At 68.1% G+C, this 20,467-nt stretch carries 16 protein-coding genes; 6 read left to right on the top strand and 10 right to left on the bottom strand.

Annotated features, from left to right (window positions below):
* The first annotated feature begins 225 nt into the window (after positions 1–225).
* The 3 genes from VD997_17930 to VD997_17920 all read left to right on the top strand — a co-directional run bounded on the left by VD997_17930 (position 226) and on the right by VD997_17920 (position 2,741).
* On the top strand, positions 226–1,002 hold the full coding sequence (locus VD997_17930) for a 3D domain-containing protein (GenBank protein ID HYE63875.1): 777 nt from the start codon (positions 226–228) through the stop codon (positions 1,000–1,002).
* Positions 999–1,661, top strand: a complete 663-nt coding sequence (locus VD997_17925) for a hypothetical protein (GenBank protein HYE63874.1) — start codon at positions 999–1,001, stop codon at positions 1,659–1,661. Before VD997_17930 ends, VD997_17925 begins: the two co-directional genes overlap by 4 nt.
* Positions 1,662–1,730: 69 nt before the next feature.
* Positions 1,731–2,741, top strand: a complete 1,011-nt coding sequence (locus tag VD997_17920) for a DUF58 domain-containing protein (protein HYE63873.1) — start codon at positions 1,731–1,733, stop codon at positions 2,739–2,741.
* Between the two features lie 125 nt (positions 2,742–2,866).
* On the opposite strand, the gene VD997_17915 is transcribed toward VD997_17920, so the two are convergent.
* The 3 genes from VD997_17915 to VD997_17905 are packed head-to-tail and all read right to left on the bottom strand — an operon-like array spanning position 2,867 to position 6,326.
* Positions 2,867–4,582: a MiaB/RimO family radical SAM methylthiotransferase gene (locus tag VD997_17915; GenBank protein ID HYE63872.1), complete on the bottom strand. Its 1,716-nt coding sequence runs from the start codon at positions 4,580–4,582 to the stop codon at positions 2,867–2,869.
* Positions 4,583–4,619: 37 nt separating this feature from the next.
* Complete coding sequence (locus tag VD997_17910; protein ID HYE63871.1) at positions 4,620–5,099, bottom strand: DUF4259 domain-containing protein; 480 nt, start codon at positions 5,097–5,099, stop codon at positions 4,620–4,622.
* Positions 5,100–5,114: 15 nt separating this feature from the next.
* The gene (locus VD997_17905; protein HYE63870.1) at positions 5,115–6,326 is read right to left on the bottom strand and encodes a hypothetical protein; all 1,212 of its coding nucleotides are present in this window, start codon (positions 6,324–6,326) and stop codon (positions 5,115–5,117) included.
* A gap of 81 nt (positions 6,327–6,407) precedes the next feature.
* Between VD997_17905 and VD997_17900 the strand changes: the two genes are divergently transcribed.
* Together VD997_17900 and VD997_17895 are read left to right on the top strand one after the other, a co-directional pair.
* Positions 6,408–6,878 carry a hypothetical protein gene (locus VD997_17900; GenBank protein HYE63869.1) on the top strand — a complete coding sequence of 157 codons (471 nt, stop codon included), beginning with the start codon at positions 6,408–6,410 and terminating at the stop codon, positions 6,876–6,878.
* Positions 6,879–6,880: 2 nt separating this feature from the next.
* Complete coding sequence (locus VD997_17895; GenBank protein ID HYE63868.1) at positions 6,881–8,305, top strand: cellulase family glycosylhydrolase; 1,425 nt, start codon at positions 6,881–6,883, stop codon at positions 8,303–8,305.
* A gap of 80 nt (positions 8,306–8,385) precedes the next feature.
* Here the strand turns inward: VD997_17895 and fusA are convergent, their stop codons facing one another.
* The 5 genes from fusA to rlmN all read right to left on the bottom strand — a co-directional run bounded on the left by fusA (position 8,386) and on the right by rlmN (position 16,724).
* A complete protein-coding gene (gene fusA, locus VD997_17890) occupies positions 8,386–10,512 on the bottom strand; it encodes an elongation factor G (GenBank protein ID HYE63867.1) in 2,127 nt (708 codons plus the stop codon).
* Between the two features lie 459 nt (positions 10,513–10,971).
* Positions 10,972–13,365: an O-antigen ligase family protein gene (locus tag VD997_17885; protein HYE63866.1), complete on the bottom strand. Its 2,394-nt coding sequence runs from the start codon at positions 13,363–13,365 to the stop codon at positions 10,972–10,974.
* 62 nt (positions 13,366–13,427) lie between these two features.
* The gene (locus VD997_17880; GenBank protein ID HYE63865.1) at positions 13,428–14,579 is read right to left on the bottom strand and encodes an MraY family glycosyltransferase; all 1,152 of its coding nucleotides are present in this window, start codon (positions 14,577–14,579) and stop codon (positions 13,428–13,430) included.
* A gap of 30 nt (positions 14,580–14,609) precedes the next feature.
* Complete coding sequence (locus VD997_17875; GenBank protein HYE63864.1) at positions 14,610–15,371, bottom strand: TIGR02206 family membrane protein; 762 nt, start codon at positions 15,369–15,371, stop codon at positions 14,610–14,612.
* Positions 15,372–15,386: 15 nt separating this feature from the next.
* Entirely contained in the window at positions 15,387–16,724 is a 1,338-nt protein-coding gene (gene rlmN / locus VD997_17870; protein ID HYE63863.1) for a 23S rRNA (adenine(2503)-C(2))-methyltransferase RlmN, read from the bottom strand.
* Between the two features lie 80 nt (positions 16,725–16,804).
* Between rlmN and VD997_17865 the strand changes: the two genes are divergently transcribed.
* Entirely contained in the window at positions 16,805–18,250 is a 1,446-nt protein-coding gene (locus tag VD997_17865) for a UDPGP type 1 family protein (GenBank protein HYE63862.1), read from the top strand.
* A 16-nt stretch (positions 18,251–18,266) separates the two neighbouring features.
* On the opposite strand, the gene VD997_17860 is transcribed toward VD997_17865, so the two are convergent.
* Both VD997_17860 and VD997_17855 read right to left on the bottom strand, forming a co-directional pair.
* Positions 18,267–19,322 carry a hypothetical protein gene (locus tag VD997_17860; protein ID HYE63861.1) on the bottom strand — a complete coding sequence of 352 codons (1,056 nt, stop codon included), beginning with the start codon at positions 19,320–19,322 and terminating at the stop codon, positions 18,267–18,269.
* A gap of 152 nt (positions 19,323–19,474) precedes the next feature.
* Entirely contained in the window at positions 19,475–20,308 is an 834-nt protein-coding gene (locus VD997_17855; protein ID HYE63860.1) for a phosphoribosylformylglycinamidine synthase subunit PurQ, read from the bottom strand.
* Positions 20,309–20,467 lie beyond the last annotated feature (159 nt).

The raw sequence follows: 20,467 nt of genomic DNA, 5'->3' as shown, positions 1-20,467 counted from the left end.
CCCATAGCACCTGCAACGCTTATGCCGGACCCAACCCGCCGTTTTTCTGCCCTTTGCCTGTATTGGGTGGTGGAAAAGCTGCCATCGTGGCACTCTCCAGGCACCCGAAGCCACCCGGGTAATGCTCGGGCGAGGGACCTTCTGGTAAGGTGCGTGAGGTGAAGATCGGTGGCGGCCCTCAGGGGCCAGGGGTGTGGTGACCCTCGCCGGTCTCTGGAGGTGGATGTGAAGACTGGCGACACGGCACTCGCTCTGCCGCGCGAACAAGACCCCGCGGCCGCCCACGCGCAGAACCACGCGCCCGCCACCCTCCCCGCCCGCCGCTGGGCCACCGCCGGCGCGCTCACCGGAATTGTCGCCCTCACCGTCTGGTCCGCCATCATCACCAAGCAGGCCCGCCACCCCATGCCCCTGCTCGCCATCGAGCCCGTGGCCGTGGGCGAGCCCGTACTACACGGCGACCGCCTCGCCGGCGTCTCCGAAGTCGACATGGAGGAGGCCGAGCAGACCTTCCTCGATCAGGTCGAGGAGGACGCCCAGGAGTTCGTCGGCCCCCAGCCCATCCCTACCTTCGCCACGCTCACACCAGAGCTCCAGAAGCTCTGCGCCGACCCCGCCGTGCGATGGTTCAACGGCCGCCCCGTCAAGCCCGCCAAGACCATCACCATGAAGGTGACCGGCTACTCGCCCGACGCCCGCTCCTGCGGTGACTCGGCCGATGGCTACACCGCCACCATGCACTCGGTGGAGACCAACAACTTCCGCCTCGTCGCCGCCGACCCCAAGCTCCTGCCTTACGGCTCGATGCTGACCATCCCCGGCTACGCCAGCAACGAGATCGTCCCCGTGCTCGACTGCGGCGGCGCCATCAAGGGCCGCCGCCTCGACCTGCTCTTCCCTACCCACGAGCAGGCCCGCAAGTGGGGCGTCAAGAAGGTCAAGGTCATCGTCTGGCAGTACGTCGACGGCAAGCCCGCCGACAACCCGCGGAAGCTGCGGTGAGCCACCCGCCGGCCCCTGCCACCGGCGAACGACCCCCCATCTACCGCCACGGCGAGCCGGTCCACGTCGATTCGAGCGGCTACTTCATGACCCCTTCGGGCGCGGCCTACGGCACGCTCCCCGGTCGCATGAAACTACATCGTGCGCCCGACGGCGTGCTTGAGATCACCTCCGAACCCTCAAGCCGATTCGCCAAATTCCTCACCACAGTCCTGCTCGCCGCCGCACTCTGTGCATTTCCAGCAGTCCTCGCGCTGCTGGTTCGATCCGATGTCCTCCAGTTGATCCTCTTCGCTTTCGCCACGCTCATCGCCGCTGTTGTCCTGGTCCTGGGCTTCTTCGGCGTCCTCTCCCCACGCGCCCCTCTGCACGCCTACAACCCGCTGGCCCGTTGGGATCCGAAAGATCAGACCCTCAGCTTCGACGCCGGACGCGTTCGTATCGGGATGGAGGAGGTCCGCACAGTGGCATTCGAACACAGGTGGGTGCGCCACTACCACAACAGCTCGGCGACGGTCGCCTCTGTCAACGCGCTATGGATCACGGTGGACGAAGGCGAGTACGCGACCCTCCCGCTCCCCGCACTCTCCGGGAGCAACCAACGGATCATCCGAGAGCTAATGAACCAGCTGCCCATTGCGACCCGAAGCCGAGACTGAGCCGCTCTGGGCGAAGTCTCGGATCGGCGGTGACTCACCGCGCGGACCACCCGCCCCTACCCTCCCCCCGTGCTCCCCTCCACCAAGTCCGAGCGCCCCCGCACACTCGACGAGCTCCTCGGCCCCGAGCTCGCCGGACGCCTCGACCGCCTCGACGTCCTCTCCCGCAAGATGCTCGCGGGCAAACTCCCCGGCGAGCGCCGCTCCAAGCGCCGCGGCCGCTCCGTCGAGTTTGACGACTTCCGCAACTACGTCCCCGGCGACGACCTCCGCCACATCGACTGGAACATCCTCGCACGCCTGGACAAGTTCTTCATCAAGCTCTTCCGCGAGGAAGAAGACCTCGCCCTGCACCTCATCCTCGACGCCTCCGCGTCGATGGACACCGGCAACCCCAACAAGCTTGTCTACGCCCACCAGCTCGCAATGGCCCTGGGCTACGTCGGCCTCGTCAACCAGAACCGCGTGAGCATGGCCACCTTCGGCGGCCCCGACCCCGATTCGCCCACCGGCGCCACGCGCACCCGCCTGCACCAGCTCGCCCCTCTACGCGGCCGCACCGGCGTGCAACGCCTGGCCAACTTCCTCCTCGACAACCTCGCCGCGACCACACGCCGCTCCCTGGGCAGCGGCCCCGACCCAGACGCTCTCTTCGCCGAGGCCATGCGTACCGCCGCGCTCGGGCGTGCCGGCCGCGGCGTCATGATTGTCATCTCCGACTTCCTGCACCCGGGAAGCAGCAGCGCCGGCCTGCAATACCTCGGGGCGGCGACCATGGATGGCGCGTTCGACACCTACGCCCTCCAGGTTCTCGCCCCAGCCGAGATCGACCCCGCCAAGGATCAGGACCGCGGTCTCGTCGGCGACCTCCGCCTCACCGACATCGAGACCGGCGGCGCCGCCGAGGTCACCGTCACCCCCGCCTCCGTCGCCCGCTACAAGCAGGCCCTCCAGAAGCACAACCAGGCCCTCCGCAACGACTGCCTCTCCCGCGGCATCGCCTACTTCCTGGTCCCAACCGACACACCAGTTGATCAACTGATCCTCGGCTCGCTGCGAAAAGGCGGCCTCCTGCGCTAGCTGCGTTGGGCCTTTGGGTACCCCGCCGCTCCGCTGCGGTCTTCGCGCGACTGATGGTCGCGACGACCTGGGTGCGCACCAATTTCCTGGATCAAACAACCGCCGCGGAGCGGCGGGGTACCCAGTCAGCCCACCACATCCCCAAAGCACGACAACCCGCTCGCCCCCGTGATCTTCACGCGCACCATCTCACCAACCAGCGACTCCGCCGCGCGCCCCTGCGGCACATCGAACAGCACGATCAGGTCCCCATCCGTCCGCCCCCGCAGCTGCGGCGCCCCCGCCTCCACCACCTCTTCAGCAGGAGAAACCGAGCAGCACGAGTCATCACCCTCATCCGCAGACAGCCCACGAATGGTCAGCGACACAGTGCCATGAGAGTGGTGGGGGGCCTGAGCCCGCGCCCGCTTCTTCCTTTCGCGCGGCGACAGCCCCTCGACAAACACTTCGAGCGTCTCCCCGACCTGCTCGCGGCTGATCTCCTCGCTGATGGCCCCCTGCAGCGCCAGCAGCCGCCCGTTCCGCTCGCGCTTAACGCTCTCGGGCACGTCGTCGGGGTACTTGTCGATCGCCACCGTCCCCGGGCGCGCCGAGTACTTGAAGATGAACGAGTTCTTGTACCGCGCCCGCTTCACCAGCGCGACCGTGCCCTCGAAGTCCTCATCGGTCTCCGTGGGGAACCCGATGATGAAGTCGCCGCTGATCATCAGCGGGCGGTTGATCTCCGGCTGGTGCAAATAGCTCCGCGCCCGGTCCAGGAACTCGACGTACTCCGAAACCGTGTACCCGCGGTTCATCAGCTTGAGGATGCGGTCGCTCCCGCTCTGCCCCGGCACGTGGAGGTAGCGGCAGATCCGCGGGTGGTCGCGCATCACCTCCAGCACGTCGTTGCCGAAGTCGCGCGGGTAGCTCGTCACGAACCGCAGCCGCCGGATCGCCGGCACCTCGTCGTGAATGCGCGCGAGGAGGTCGGCGAAGGTCGTCGTGTTCGCCCCCGCGAACGGATCGCGCGAGTGCCCGCCCGCGTACGTCCGCCCCTTCTGCGGCTGGGTCAGCCCGTTCACCGTCACCGCCGCCCCGTGCTCGAACCGGTAGTGGTTCACCGTCTGCCCCAGCAGCGTGACCTCGATCACACCCGCGTCCGCCAGCCGCTTGCACTCATCGATGATGTGCTGCGGCGGCCGGTGCACCTCCGCACCGCGCGTGAACGGCACCACGCAGTACGTGCAGAACTTGTTGCACCCGCGCGTGATCCGCACATAGGCGGACCGCTTCGCCGCGTCATGCTCATCCACCGCCGAGATCGACCGCGACAGGTCCAGCAGTTCCAGCGAATCCCCCGCCGCGGCCAATGTCGCCGAGCGCCTCGATGCACTTCCCTGAAGCGCCACCTGCCGCGCCGAAACCAGCGGCTCGCGCCCGGTCTTCTCTTCTCCCACATCCGACGTCCGACATCCGACATCCGACATCAAAGACTCACGCGTCCGCACCGCGTTGTCCAGCAGCCCCGGCAGCTTGTCCAGCTCCCCCGGCCCGCACAGGATGTCGACCACCGGCATCCGCTTCACCAGCGCCTCGCCGTCGCGCTCCGCCAGGCACCCCAGCACGCCCACGACCAGCGCCGGCTCCTCACGCTTGCGGACCGCCAGCTCCCCCAGCCGCGACCACACCTTCTGCTCCGCGTGCTCCCGCACCGAGCACGTGTTGTACAGCACGACGTCGGCCGCGTCCGCCTCCGGAACAAACCGGTACCCCAACGCCCGCAGCTGCCCGGAGACCAGCTCCGAATCCAGCTCGTTCATCTGGCAGCCAAACGTCTCGATGTACACATTCCGCGGCATGGGCCGCAATCGTAGGTGCTTGCACCCTTAGGAAATGCTACCTACCCGCCTTCGATTCCAGCCTCTGGAGAAGGTTCTCGGTCACCTTCCGCCACTCAGCGCCGTCCTCGTCATCGCCCCAGAGTTCTGCAAGAGACGACCCGTCGAGCACCAGCCGAACCGCGTCGCGCGCACTCTCCAGCAATCCGGGGGGCAAGAGTACCTTGGCGGTCCTGATCCACCGGACTAGATCCTCGGTATAGGCGTCGGGCGCCGCAAGCTGGTACCCAGGTGCTCCGGCCAGCGCCGCCACCACCTCCGATGCGCCCAGTACCTCCTCGAGCTCGGCGCCCCGCTCGAGCGCGGCCGCGCTCGATAACTCGCCGTTGCTCGCGGCGCTGGCGAGGGTAGCGCGGAGCCTTGTCATTTTGTCCTGCTTGCGCGAGAGCCACCGGCGCTTGTCCGGCAGCTCAACAAACGCGGCCGCCCAGTCACAGGCCACGTCGTTCTCAAACGCGTGATGTCCCCAGGCTCCCATCGATGCCCCCAACGCTCAGGACCGGGCCCTCTCGACCAACCGGAGCGAGGGCTGGACCGCGCCTCGAAGCTCACGCCCATCTACATCGGTCGCCAGGAGTGTACCCGCGGACCAGAACCCACTCCGCACCTGCGCCAGGCACACGCACGCCGACCCGAGCATGGGGCTGATCGTCGAACTCGTGACCGCCCCCACGGCCTCCTCCCCACGCACTCCATCCACCACCGGGTACAGCAGCGCCCCCTCCACAGGCTGGAAGGGAAAGTCATCCGGCGTCTGCATCAGATTAAACCGCACGCCCACCAGCGTCTGCTTCCCAGCCCCCCGCGCGTGCATCCGCGCCACCACCTCCTGCCCCAGGTAGCAGCCTTTCTTGAAACTCACGCGGTCGTCGATGACGCCCGTCTCGACGGGCAGCGAACTGGGCCCGAAGTCGATGTTGAACCACGCCGTGCCCGCCTCGATCCGCGCGATGTTGTACGCGTGCCACCCCGCCGGCCGCAGCCGCACGCGCTCACTCAGCGCGCCGGTGCTCCCGCCGCGCAGCGCCGCCGCCCCGTGCTGCGCGTCATGCCCAAGCTCGATCAGCCGCTGGTACACCGCCGCTGCGCTCTCAACCGGCGCCGCAATCTCGTACCCACTCTCCCCCGCCGAATCCTCCCGCCACGCTACGCACTCCGCGCCCGCGATCGTCACGACCGCCGCCCCATCAACCCCCGGCAGCGCACCCCCGCACGCCGCCTCCATCAACTCGCCCCCACGCGGCCCGTGCACCGCGAGCCGGTGCACCCGCTCCGTCACGTCCGCGATCGTCACATCCTCCGTGATCACGAACGCCCCCAGCGACTGCGCCGCCGCCCCCGCAACGTGCACATCCATTTCCAGCAGCACCCGCCCCGGCACGCTCACCACGCGGATATCCGCGTCCACCCGCCCCTTGCGGTTGAGCCAGAAGCTCCGCCGCACCGACGCCTCGCCGATTCCCTTCAGCTCCTGCGTCAACATCCGGTTCAGGAAGTCCACACGGTCCGCCCCGGTCACCTCCAGCACGCCGCGGTGGGGCCAATCGAACACCGCCGCGTGCTTGCGGATGGCCGCGTACTCCAGCTCCAACTCGCCGAACGTCCCCACCACCTGCACCGGCTGCGCCGACTCACCGCCCCCATAGGGCAGAAAGACCGCCCCGGCCTGCTGCTGCACACTTGAAAGCGGGCTCACTCGCGCCATGCGCCGATGGTAGACCCGGCTTCCCCCACCACATCACCCCGCTCTCATCCGTCTCTTCCACACCGTGATGGACGATGGATCATGCTCGACTGGCTCCCGGTCAACAAGACGTTCCTGTACTGGACCACGATCGGCTCGGTCATCCTCGCCGTCGCGTCGGTGTTCATCGTCCCCTGGATCATCATCAAGCTACCCGCCGACTACTTCAACTCCGACGAGAAGCGCCGCGGCCCGCTCGCCCGCCTCTTCGACTCCAACAACAGCAACCGCGCCGGCCGGATCACCTACAAGATCATCAAGAACGTCGTCGCCGGCCTCATCATCCTCGCCGGCCTCGCCATGCTCCTGCTCCCCGGCCAGGGCCTGCTGGTCCTTGTCTTCGGCCTCCTCCTCGCCGACGTCCCCGGCAAGCAGCGCCTCATCAACTGGCTCGTCTGCCGCAAGAAGGTCCTGGGCTTCCTCAACTGGATCCGCCGCAAGGGCAAGAAGCCCCCCTTCACCATCACCGCCTGCGACGATCGCACGCCCGCACCCGCACGCAAGGCCGCCTGACCATGCACACCCCGCGCCTCCTGCTCCCGCTCCTCGCCGCCGCGCTCGCGCTCGGCGGCTGCCACACCGACCCCATCGCGGTCATCGAGGGCCGCGCACCCGCCACGACAAACACATCCACCGCCCTCAACGCCGGCCCCTTCCGCACCCTCCCGATCGGACTCTGCGAGGACTACCCCGAAGAGACCCGCACTCTCGATCAGGCACGCGAAGACCTCGACCTCCTCGCGTCCCTGGGCGTCACCAACCTCCGCATCTCCCTCGGCTGGGACGGCATCGAGCCGCGCCAGGGCGAGTACGACTGGGCGTTCTGGGACGCCTTCGTCCGCATGGCCGACCAGCGCGCCATCGAGCTCCACCCCTATCTCTGCTACACCCCCGACTGGGCCGCGGCCTCTGGCAATGCTCCCGCATACACCCGGCCGCCGCGCGATCCCGCCGACTTTGCCGCCTTCGCCCGCGCCGCCGCGTCCCGCTACGCCCGATCCATCGACACCTGGGAGCTCTGGAACGAGCCCGACAACCCCGCCTACTGGACCGGCTCCCCCGCGCAATACGCCGACCTCATCACCACCGCCGCCCGCGCCATCCGCGACGCCGACCCCACCTCCCGCGTTGTCCTCGGCGGCATCGCCTGGGACGTCGGCTACATCGAGAAGACGCTCCAGCAGCCCGGCGTCGCTCAGACCGTCGACATCGTCAACCTCCACGCATACTTCGAAACCTGGACCGCCGACCCCGCCGAAACCCTCTCCACCTACCTCGCCCGCGCCGCCGACATCACGGCCGCGCACGCCGAGGCCGAGCCCCTCTGGCTCGCCGAGGTCGGCTACAGCACCCTCCGCGAGGGCCCGCGCGTCTCCGACCATTACCGCGCCCGCCACCCCTTCGAACACACGCTCGAGCACCACGCCGACAACCTCCTCAAGACCGTCGCCATGGCCGCGGCCCGCCCCGAGGTCCGCCTCCTCGCCTGGTACGAGCTCCGCGACCTGCCCCGCTCCGAAGAGGTCATCGGCGACAACAACAACCGCCACCTGGGCCTCTTCACCATCGACGGTCGCGCCAAGCCCGCGCTCGACGCCTTCCAGTTCGCCCGCGCCCTCTTCTCCACTCAGCCCTTCCGCCCCGACCCCGGCACGATCAGCATCACCACTGCAAGCCACAGCACCGCCCAGGCCCGCTGCTTCGAGCGACCCGACGGCTCCGCCTTCGCCGTGCTCTGGGTCCCCACCCGCCATCATGGCGACCTCAGCCCCGCTTCCGCCCAGCCCCCTGCCGAGACCATCACCCTCTCCCGCGACCGCCTCCGCGCCGTCCGCGTCTACGACGCCGAGGGCCGCCAGCTCCCCGCCCCGCGCCGCTCCGGCCCGAGCGTCAGCCTCGCGATCGACCACGGCGACACCCTCGTTGTCGAGCTCCAATAGAAAACGGCCCGGGCACAAGGCCCGGGCCGTCGAAACTGCTCTCAAACTCGCGGCCTCAGCAGCCGGTCAGGCCCGAAGGATTACTTCTTCGCCTTCTCGCCCGCCGCCTCCGCCAGCACCGCGTCCATCATGTTCTTGGGCATCTGGCGGTACTCGAGGAACTCCATCGTCGAGCTCGCACGACCCTGCGACATGCCGCGCAGCGACGTCGTGTACCCGAACATCTCGCTCAGCGGCACCTCGCACGTGACCAGCTTGACCACGCCGCGGTCCTCGGTGTCAATGATCATGCCGCGACGGCTGTTCATGTCGGCCGTGACGTTGCCCAGGTAATCGTTCGGCACCGTCACCACCACCTTCATGATCGGCTCCAGCAGCGCCGGGCCGCACTTCTCCGTCGCTTCCATCACCGCCAGGCGGGCCGCCTGCTCGAAGGCCACCTGCGACGAGTCGACCGCGTGGTACGAGCCGTCGACGATCGTCACCTTGACGTTGATCATCGGGTACCCGAACTTCACGCCCGTCGTGCACGTCTGACGCGCCCCGTCCATCGCGGGCTTGATGAACTCCTTGGGAATCGCGCCGCCGACGATCGCGCTCGTCACCGCGACATTGTCCTCGAAGTCCAGCTCGTCCGCCTTGGCCTGCTCCGCCGTGTACGGCTCCATGTTGATGATCACGTCGCCGAACTGACCGCGGCCACCGGTCTGCTTCTTGAACAGACCGCGCACGTACTCGGCCTTCTTGGTGATCGTCTCGCGGTAAGACACGCGGGGCTTGCCCACCGCCACGTTGATCTTCATGTCGCGCACGAGCTTGGTCCGGATGATGTCCAGGTGGAGCTCGCCCATGCCCGAGATGATGGTCTGGCCCGTCTCTTCATCAAAGTTGGACCGGAAGCTTGGGTCCTCGCGACGGATCACACCCAGCGCCTCCGAGAGACGCCGCTTGTCATCGCTGGTCTTCGGCTCGATCGACATGCTGATCACCGGCTCGGGGAAGAACATCCGCTCCAGCATGATCGGCTGGTCGGCGTCGCACAGGGTGTCGCCCGTGTAGCTGTCCTTGATGCCCACCACCGCCACGATGTTGCCCGCGGTAACCTCTTCCAGCGGGATGCGGTTGTTCGCGTGCATCTCGAAGATGCGGCTGGCGTTCTCCTTCTTCCCGTTGCCGGGGTTCAGGAGGCGCGTTCCCTTGGTCAGCGTGCCGCTGTACACGCGGATGTACGTCAGGTCGCCGTGCTGATCGCTCACGACCTTGAACACCAGCGCCGAGAACGGCGCCTTCTCGTCGTGCGGACGAGACATCTTGATCTCCTTGTCGCGCGGGTCCGTGCCCTCGACCGGAGGCTTCTCGTTGGGGCTGGGGAGGTAGTCGATGACCGCGTCCAGCAGCATCTGCACGCCGATGTTCCGCAGCGCCGCCCCGCACAGCACCGGGTAGCACTGCCGGCTGATCGTGCCCTTGCGGATCGCCCGCTGCAGCTCCTCGATCGTCGGCTCCTGCCCCTCCAGGTACTTGCCCATCAGCTCGTCGTCAAGCTCCGCGGCCTTCTCGATCATGATGTGCCGCCACTTGTCCGCGTACTCCTTGAGGTCCGCGGGGATGTCCTTCTCAACCACCGTCTCGCCCTTGTCGCCCTCGAAGTAGAAGGCCCGCATGGTGAGCAGGTTGATGATGCCCTTGAACTCGTGCCCGTTCCCGATCGGGCACTGCACGGGCAGGCCGTTCGCGCCTAGGCGCGTCTTGATCGTCTCGTAGCTGAAGTCAAAGCTCGCGCCGATCTTGTCCATCTTGTTGATGAAGCACATGCGCGGCACCTTGTACCGGTCCGCCTGCCGCCACACCGTCTCGGACTGCGCCTCCACGCCTTCCTTGCCGTCGAACACCGCCGTCGCGCCGTCCAGCACGCGCAGCGACCGCTCCACCTCGATGGTGAAGTCCACGTGCCCGGGGGTATCGATCAGGTTGATCTTGTAGTCAACCCCGTGCCGCGTCCACGGGCAGGTCGTCGCCGCCGACTGGATGGTGATGCCGCGCTCCTGCTCGTCCTGCAGGAAGTCCATCGTCGCGGTGCCCTCGTGCACCTCGCCGATCTTGTAGTTCTTGCCCGTGTAGTACAGGATGCGCTCGGACACGGTCGTCTTGCCGGCGTCGATGTGTGCACAGATGCCGATGTTGCGGATTTTCGACAGGTCTGCCATGGCTCGTACTGCTTTCGTTGCTGCTGGACCCGCCGGTCCCTTTCGCGGGGCCGCGGGCCAATGGGAGGGGTTGCGTTCTTGACTACCGCCGGGGCTGACACGCCCTCGCCGGTCACACTCGTTGTTCAAAAAGGACGGACGCGCCGCGCCGACCCGCAGGCCGGCGCCTCATCAGAACGTGGGTTCGATCTCTTCGTCCTCGTCCATAGGGCGACCGCGTCCAGACCCCCTTACTCGCAAACTGCCGCAGGGACCGGGCTTGCTGCAAGCCCGCGTCCACGCAACCAACGCCAGCCCCGGGGGAGCGGAATAGTAACGGTCAGGGGGTCCGAATCAAGGTTGTCCCCCACCCGGCGTAGGGGGCTTGGACGGGCTCCCCGGCACGTCTCTTCCGGGCCCCCACTTGATACCTGGATGCCTCCTGCCCCGATGCCTTTCTTCCACCCGCCTTCTGCCGTCCTACGGCCCCCGCCCGGCCAACCCCCTCATCTCCTCCAACTCCTCAGCCCCCAGCTGCCGCACCGGGTCCAGCCGCAGGTACTCGTTCACCCGCAACGCCTCCGACGCCCACTTCGCGGCCTCAGCATCCCGCCCGAGAGCCCGACTCAGCCGCGCCGCCTCCACCCGGTACATCGGCTCACCCGGCGATAGCGCCGCCGCCGCATTGAACGCATCCAACGCCGCCCGCGCATCGGCCGGGTCCTTCGACTTCTCGTACACCGTCCGCCGCATCGTCCCCACCCATGCCCACCCGTTGGCCCTGTAACCCGTCGCGTCCATGTGCGACAGGAACACCGCCTCCGCCGCCCGCGCATCGGTCCGATCCACGGTGGGCCCGCCCAGCGCACGGATCATCAGCAGCCGGCTCAGCGCCCGCGCCGTCTGGAAGTCACGCGGCCCTTCCTCCTGCGCCTTCACCAGCGACTTCACCGCCCCCTCGAGCGCACTCCACCGCACCACCTGTACCCCGTCCACCACCCCCGACGGCGTGCCAGGCACCGCCTGCCCGAGCGCCAGCGACAGGTCCCGCGCCAGCCGCTCGACCGAATCGCCCCGCGCTGGCGACCCCTGCTGCAACGCTGCGAGCCGCTCGCTGAAACCCGGCACCGGCAGGACCACTTCCGTCGCCGCGCGGATATGCCGCTCCCACCGCACCAGCGGCACCAGCGCCACCGCCGGCACCACCGCCGCCATCACCATGGTCGCGGTGCCCATCCGCCCGCGCAACGTCCCGCTGCTCCCGAGCCGCGCCCGCTCCCGCTCCAGCGTCCAGCCCGCGCCCACCGCGATCAGCAGCAGCACCCACATCCCCGCCCCCGGCGTGATCCCCGTCATTTCGATCTGGCAGTGCGTCACCGCCGCGATCACTGCAGCAATCACTGGGATGCGTGCTGCCCCGCGTGCCATGGCAACGTCTTCGTCGCTATGTCTTCCCTCTTCCGCTCCCTTGAGCGCAGCACATACCACCCCCCCAACCACCATCGCCCCCACCAGACTCACCACCCGCAGCACCGTCCCATCCACCGACGCGATCCGCTGTTCGATCAACGCCCCAGCCGCCGTCACCACCCCAAACACCACCAGCAGCACCCGCACATCATCACGAACACTCCGCTCCTCAGTTCCGCCACTTTGCCACTCCGCCACTTTGCCACTTTGCCACTTCCCCCCGCGGTTCAGCTGCCACACCACCCACCCAACCCACGCCCACCCGCCCACACCCAGCGTCGCGATCAGGTCCACGTACCACGAGTGCGGGCTCGACACCTCCTCGGGCGACAGCGCCGGCTTCAGCCGCACGTACGCGTCCTTGAACCCGTCCGGCCCCACTCCCAGCAGCGGCGACTCCGTGATCACCCGCGCCGCTCCTTCGAGATAGAACCACCGGAAGTAGATCGACAACTCCGACCACCGCTCGCCCACCACCCCCCGCACCGCCACCGCCACTAGAGCTATCAACGGCAGCACCGCTGCCGCAATCCCCAGAGCCCGCGCAGACGGCCGCCACCGCACCCGCGACAAGGCCCAGCCCACGGCCAACAAGCCCATTCCCATCAGCGCCGCCGCGAAACCACCCTTCGAATGACTCAGCCACACGCCCCCGCCAAACACCACCGCGCCCACCAGCAACGCGGCAACCACTCCCCGCCCCATCAGACCTATCCGACCTCGCAGACCTAGCAGACCTATTGCCCCCAGCCCCACACACACAGTCATCCCCGCCGCCATCACCGTCGCGTACACGTTCGACAGCCCGAACCACCCCGTCGGATCCGCCTGGCTGATCCGCCGCTCGTACGCCAGCGCCATCGGCGAGCCCTCGCTCCACCCGTGCGCCTCCAGCACCTGCGCCTTGTTCCGCAGGAAGTCCTGGTACACCGCCGCGTGCTCGAAGTACACCTGGTGCGCGCCCTTCAGCGCCACCATCACCCCCACGCCCAGCAGCACCGCCAGCACCAGCCGCCGCACCGCCGCGTCGCGGCACGCCTGCACGCTCGCCACCGCGGCGCCGAACCCCGCCAGCCACTGGCACCCCTGCACCATGTTCATCAGCGTTGAGTTCCCCCGAAGGCTGTACCACGCCACCACCCACCCGCCCACGATGTACAGCACCAGCTCCCACGCCCGCGGCCTCCACCCCCGCCGCGCACACCCCATCAGCACCGCCGCGCTCGCCAGCAGCGTGATTAGGTCCAGCCCCACCGACATCGCCGGCGTGATCCCGGTGATTGGCGACTCCATTACCAGCGGATCCCCGCTCCACCCCGGGAACAAGTCCGGCGCCCCCGTGCAGCGAATCCCCAGCACGACGAGGATCACGAAAACCCCGACGTGCCATCGAGATGTCTTCAAGGAGCCCCGAGCGTCAGCGAGCGGGTCCCCCTTCCCACGAGATGGTCCCACCGCGGCGCCGTTCACCCAACCCCCTTCGGCGTCGCCGCGAACTCAATCAGCGCGATCACGAGAAGCACCAGCAGCGTCTGCACCCCCGCGAACAACGCGTGCACCGCCGACATCTCTCCCAGGAACACCGCGTTGGACCCCGTTACCGCCGCGAGCGCGCAGATCGCCGTCACCGCCGCGCGCTTCGACAATCCCCGCCGCACAATCCGGTGCGACAGGTGGTTGAGGTCGCCTACGAACGGGCTCCGCCCCTGCGACAGCCGGATCGCCGTCACACTCACGAAGTCGTACAGCGGCACCGCAAGCACGATCAGCGGCATGAACACCGCGTGCCACTGCGTCCCTTCCGGATTGAACTCGTTGTAGTACGTCGTCCGCGCCGTGAGGAACGCGAGCGTGAACCCCAGCAACAGCGACCCCCCGTCGCCCATGAAGATCGTCGCCGGCCTCCGCAGCGGGAAGTTGAACACGAGGAACCCCAGCACCGACCCGATCAGCAGCGCCAGGCACGCACCCACGAACCACTGCCCCTGCATGAGCGTGGCCGCGAGAAAGCACGACGCCGCCACCACGCCCACGCCGCCCGCCAGCCCATCCATGTTGTCCATGAAGTTCATGGCGTTGGTGACCACCAGGAACCACAGCGCCGTCACCACGATCGACAGCCAGGGGCTGCCCACATGCGCATCCAGCAGCGTGAGCAGGCGCGTGTCCGACAGCGCCGGCACCGCGACCGCCGGCACCGCCATGATCAGCAGCTTCACCCACGGCCCCATCGGCCGCCGGTCATCCACCAGCCCCAGCACGTGCAGCAGCGTCAGCGACCCCAGCAGCAGCAGCCCCAGGCGCGTCTGGTTCTGGATGCCCCCGATGTGCTCCCGAACCGCCCCGGGCAGCCACGCGTAATCCGCCCCGCCCTTGTCGGCGCTGTGCCCCTCCAGCAGGTTCGCGAAGACCAGCCCCGCCGCGATCGGCAGCACCAGCCCCAGGAACACCGCGACCCCGCCCGTGTTCGGCACGCGCCGCCGCTGCTCCTTCACCTGCCCCGGCACCGGCTCCGTGTCGTGCGCGTTCAGCCGGTTGCTCACCGCCCGCACGACCCACGTCGCCGGCAACGACACCGCGAACCCCACCCCGATCAGCATCAGCACGTACGAAGCCATGGGCCGCGAGTCTACCGATTCCGTCCCGCCCTATCTGACCTGTTGGACTGATCCGACCGAACCGACCGCTTCGCGCCTTCGGGGCCTCCACCACACCACCGTCAACAACAGAAACAAACCGTGCACCGCCAGGAACATCCACACCAGCCGCAGCGGCCACGGCCCCAGGATGTCCACCGCCGTCGGCGTGTCCGGCTTGCTGTCCCCCACGAACCCGTAGTTGAACTCCATGATCACGTCTAGAGGGATCACCACCGCACCATACAGGCACATCACCAGCGTGATCATCCCGAAGTCCCAGCCCCGCGGCCTGAACCGCTGCACCACCACCACGTACACCGCCGACGCCAGGATCACGATGTGCGTGATCCAGAACACGTAGTACCGCAGGTTCTCCGGTCCCTGTCTCAGGATCGGTGTCACGAACGCGTTGGTCGTCAGCGCGAACGCCCAGTAATAGAGGATCAGCGTCGGCACCCGCCGCCCGGTCCACAGCGCCACCACCGACACCATCCCCGCCAGATCGCAGATCTCCAGCGGCAGGCTCGTCTCCCAGCTGAAGCCGCGGTGCCACACGTAGTAGTACAGGCTCAGCACCTGCACGACGATCACGAACCACGTCCACCCCTCGTGCAGCGTGCGCCCTTTGGGCGTGCCCCGCCACCGAGCCCCCAGCCACGACAGCCCGACCGTCACCACCGCCGTGACCGCCAGCGCGATCCAGTGGTCGCGCGTGTACGGCCAGAATGTCCGCTGTTCCGAAGCGTCCGCCACCGCGAGCAGGGCTGGCAACACATCGCCCATAGATCAGCCCGGTGCCGCCGGATTCGCCGGTGAGTGCGTCGCCTCGTGCCGCAGCTGGCCGCACGCCGCCGCGATATCCCGCCCGCGGCTCGCCCGGATGTGCGCATTCACGTTCCGCGCCCGCAGCACCTCCTGGAACCGCCGCACGTCCTCGGTCTGCGGCCGCTCGAACGGCATGCCCTTCACCTCGTTGTACCGGATCAGGTTCACGTTCGCCCGCAGCGTCCGGGCCACCTGCGACAACTGCTCGGCATGCTCCGGCCGGTCATTCACTCCCCGCAGCAGCGTGTACTCCAGCGTGATCTCCCGCCCGGTCTTCTCGAACCACCGCTGGCACGCCGCCAGCAGGTCCTTGATCGTCGTGTACTCCGCCCACGGGATCAGTTGCCGCCGCAGCTCGTCGTTGGGCGCATGCAGCGAAAGCGCCAGCGTCACCGGCAGGTCCAGCTGCTCGCTCAGCTTGTCGATGGCCTTGGGCAGGCCCACCGTTGAGATCGTGATCTTGCGGGCCGAGATCCCCAGCCCCCACAGGCTCGTCATCGTCCGCACCGCCGGTACCACCGCCGGCAGGTTGCTCAGCGGCTCGCCCATCCCCATGAACACGACGTTCGTGATCCGCCGCACGCCGGGCAGTCGCCCCAGCCGCCACACCTGCTCGACGATCCGCCCCGCCGACAGCGACGCGTCCAGCCCGCCCAGCCCCGACGCACAGAACTTGCATCCCACCGGGCACCCCACCTGCGAACTGATGCACGCCGTGAACCGCTGCGAGCTCTCGCCTTTGGGTACCCCGTCTCTCCGAGCCGGGCCTGCTCTGCCTGTTCTCTTCGCCACCGAACAATGATGCGACTCCGCTTCCTCGTCCGTGTCCACCATCTCCATCCCGTCCTCATCCGCCGCGTCATCGACCCGTGAACTCCCAGCACGGAGTGTCGGGGTACCCAGCGACGGGATCATCACGCACTCGGTCTGCCGGCTCGGATCGCCCAGGTTCTTCTGCGCCGGCAGCACCGGCAGCGGGATCGGCTTGTCGAACTGGGGGTTGTCCGCGGCCGTGGGGCTCCGCGGCCCGGCGTCGCTCCACTCCACCAGCAGCTTCTGCGTCCCGTCCGTCGCCCGCTGGTGCAGCAGCACCTCGCCTGAAAGGAATGTCATCTCGCGGGCAAGGGTGTCGCGATCGAGCTTGGACAGGTTGGACATCATGGCCGGGTCGGCCACGCCCTTCTGGTAAACCCATTCCAGAATCTGCTTTGCGCGGAAGGGCAGCATCTTCCGCTCGGCGCACCACGCGGCCAGCGACTCGGGGGTTTGCTCGAAGATGTGATGGCGAGGGTGTTTCAACGTGGCATCGTATGGTGGCCGTGCTGGACCGGAGTTCGTTCGCGCGGTGCTAGGCTTTTCGAAACGGGAGAAGTTGGTCCATGCCCACGTACGCCCAGGTTCGCCAGCGGCTCGAGAACATCCAGCAGGATCACCTGCTCCGGTTCTATAACGAGCTCTCCAGCCACGAGCAGGACGCCCTGCTCACCCAGATCGACCAGCTCGACCTTGAGTCGGTCCCGGCACTCGTGCAGGCGTACGTCAAGAGCAAACCCGCGTTCAGCCTGTCGGCCGACGTCGGCCCCGCGCCCTACTTCCCTAATGACCCGAACTCGCCGACGCGCCGCTGGGACAAGGCCGCGGCCCAGAAGGCCGGCGAGGCCCTCATCCGCGCCGGGAAGGTGGCCGCGTTCACCGTCGCCGGCGGCCAGGGCTCGCGCCTGGGCTTCGACGGCCCCAAGGGCTGCTACCCCGCGGGCGCGGTGACCGGCAAGCCGCTGTTCCAGATCTTCGCCGAGAACCTGCTGGGCGTGCAGGACCGCTACGGGGCGCCGGTGCCCTGGTACATCATGACCAGCCCGCTCAACCACCAGTCCACGGTCAGCTTTTTCGAGCAGAATCGCTTCTTCGGCCTCGACCGTCGCAATGTGATGTTCTTTCCGCAGGGCGTGCTGCCCAGCTTTGACATGAGTTCCGGCAAAATCCTGCTCGCGAGCAAGGGCGAGGTCGCCACGAACCCCGACGGGCACGGCGGCTCCATCCGCGCCCTGCACGTCAGCGGCGCCCTCGCCGACATGCGCAAGCGCGGCGTTGAGCAGATCAGCTACTTCCAGGTCGACAACCCGATCGTGCGGGCGATCGACCCCGTGTTCCTCGGCCTGCACGCGGGCGCGGGCGGCGGCGGGCTCGAGTCCTCCGGCGAAATGTCCAGCAAGATGGTCCGCAAGACCGGCCCCGGCGAGAAGGTTGGCGTGTTCTGCTCCGTCAACGGCAAGACCGAGGTCATCGAGTACTCCGACCTGCCGCAGACCCTCCAGGAGCAGACCCTGCCCGACGGCACGCTCCGCTTCATCGCCGGCTCGATCGCCATCCACGTGATGAGCGTGGAGTTCGTGCAGCGGCTCGCGACCGACCCGCAGTTCGCGCTTCCGTACCACCGCGCGGAGAAGAAGATCCCGCACGTGAACGACAAGGGCGAGCCGGTCGCCCCAACCGGCAACAACGGCGTGAAGCTCGAGCGGTTCGTGTTCGACGCTCTGCCGCTGTGCCGCTCGTCGATTGTCTACGAGACCGACCGGATCGAGGAGTTCGCGCCCATCAAGAACGCCACCGGCGTTGACAGCGTGGAGAGCAGCCGCGAGATCCAGACGCGCCGCGCGGCCCGTTGGCTGACGGCCGCGGGCGTAAAGGTGCCGACCAAGGCCGATGGGACGGTGGACGCGCTGCTCGAGGTTTCGGCCCGCACGGCCACCTCGGCCGAAGAATTGGACGCGTACAAGGCGAAGCTGCCACGGGCGATTGAGCCGGGGGCGCGGATGGCGCTGTGAGGTTGTCAAAGAACGGTCACGCGAGGTCGTAGGGCTGCACGTCGCCGCTCTTCTGCACCACCTTGCCCTGCGGCTTGCTGGGGCGGGTGCCTTCGAGAACCGCGTCGTGGGTATCAATCGGCTTGGCCTTCTGGGCCTCGATGCGGTCGAGGATGATCTGCGAGCGGCGGGCCTCGGTGGCGAGCTTGGCGCGCCGGCTGGAGGCCGACCACCGCGCCAGGTTCGCGAAGGTGAGCAGCCCCCAGCCGAAGGTGCCGATGGCGATGAGCAGCATGAGGGCGCCGAGGCAGCCGACGAACATCAGGACGAGCCCACCGCCCTCGTACCCGATCGGGCCGCGGAGCAGCACGAGCGAGCCCATGATGAAGCCGCCGATGCCCAGCGAGTACGGGACGAGACGTAGGCGGTCGGCAAGCGTGGTGTCGGTCGCCCAGTCGGCCAGGCGCGACAGGTAGACCGCGAGGAAACCGAGCCCCGCGAACGCGGCGACCCACAGGATCGCCCCGCACCAAAGCGCGATCTCGGTGGCCGCGTGCGGGGCGGTGCCGTTGAGATGAAACTCGCTGATCTGATCGGCCCCCCACACGAACATCGGCGTCGCGCCGATCCACAGCAGCTGCGTGGCGCGGCTGACCCATCGGACGACCAGCCACTCGCCGTGCATGTGGCTGCCCGCGTTCTCCGTTGACGCGGGCGTCGGTCGCGGCGAGGTAGTGATCCACACGCCCAGCGCAAAGCCCAGCGCCGCCATGCTCGCGCCGCCGCCGGGCCACAGGGTCAGGCCGTTCTCCCATGGAGCTTCGACCAGCGTCCAGATCAGCCCCAGCAGGATGAACGGCGCGCACAGGGCCATGAGCAGCGCGCCGAACCCAAGCGCCTGGAGGTAGCCGAAGCCCGCGTCGGTGATGACCCAGCCCGCGAGCGGGTCGGTGATGCCGGAGGTGATGCGCGAGCCGCACTCGGGGCACTTGTCGCCGAGTTTCAGGCCGCGGAGGTTGTAGCCGCAGGTCGGGCAGGCGCGGTCCTCGGCGACCTCACGCTTGAGCTTCAGCTTGGGGTCGTCGTGGATCATGGATCACCGGCGCTGCTGCGAGCGAAGCTGAAAGGCTCTACCGCGGAGTTGGCGGAGTAGGCGGAGTTGCGCGGAGTTGAGGATCATGGATCAGACTCCGCGTCACTCCGCTCACTCCGCGCTCCTCCGCGGTGGTCCTCAGTGCGACATGGTCACGCGACGACGACGCCCTTCGCCGCCTCCACGGCGTTCTGAAAAATGCGCAGGCCGGGGGTTGCGCCTTTGCGGGTGCTGGCGTCCAGGCGGGTCCAGTAGGGGTGGCGGGTCCAGTCGAGGTAGCGCTCGGGGTGGGGCATGAGGCCGAAGACGCGGCCCGTTGTGTCGCAGATGCCGGCGACGGCACCCTCGCTGCCGTTGTAGTTGTCGGTGTAGCGGAGCACGACCTGGCCGTTCTGCTCGAGTTGCTTGAGGACGGCGGGCTCGGCGGTGACGAAGCGGCCCTCGCCGTGGGCGACGGGGAGCTGGTTGATGGTGGCGACGTGCGCGGGCGTTGTGTCCTCGGGGAAGTCGGTGAGGCCGCGGGTCCAGACGCACACGGAGCGCGGGTTGAACTCCACGCCGACCCAGCGGTCGCAGAAGCGGGCGTCCTGATTGTCGGTCAGAGAGACGCGCTGGGGCGGGGGCGTTTCGCCACTCTGTTCGCCCGATTGCGGCCCCGGCAGCAGCCCGCACTGCACCATCACCTGGAACCCGTTGCACGCGCCGATGATGAGGCAGCCATCGTCCACGGCGCGCTTAAGGGCGGGGTACAGCCGCTCGCGCACCTTCATGGCGAAGATGCGCCCGCTGGCGATGTCGTCGCCGTAGCTGAAGCCGCCGGGGAAACCGATGAGGTCGGCCCCGGCGAGCAGGCGCGGGTTCTCGATGAGCCGGTCGAGGTGGACCAGCTGGGCGTCCGCCCCGGCGAGCTCGAAGGCGCGGACCATCTCGCCGTCGCAGTTGGTGCCGGCGGCGCGGAGGACGAGGGCGGTGGGTTTACCTGGCATGTGGGGAGTTTAGGAGAGGGGGTGGGGGGGTGAGTGGGCGAGGAGGTGGCCGCAGGGCTGCGGGTAGTCGGGTTGGAAGAAGGCAACGAGGCACTTGGCTTCGAGGCATGAGGCGAAGTGGGCTTGTGGTTGGCGATGCGGAGGAGGATGCGGGCGGCG

The organism is Phycisphaerales bacterium (assembly GCA_035627955.1).
GTDB lineage: Bacteria > Planctomycetota > Phycisphaerae > Phycisphaerales > UBA1924 > JAEYTB01.
The sequence above is the reverse complement of the archived record's forward strand: the minus strand, read 5'-3'. Positions and strand labels throughout refer to the sequence as shown.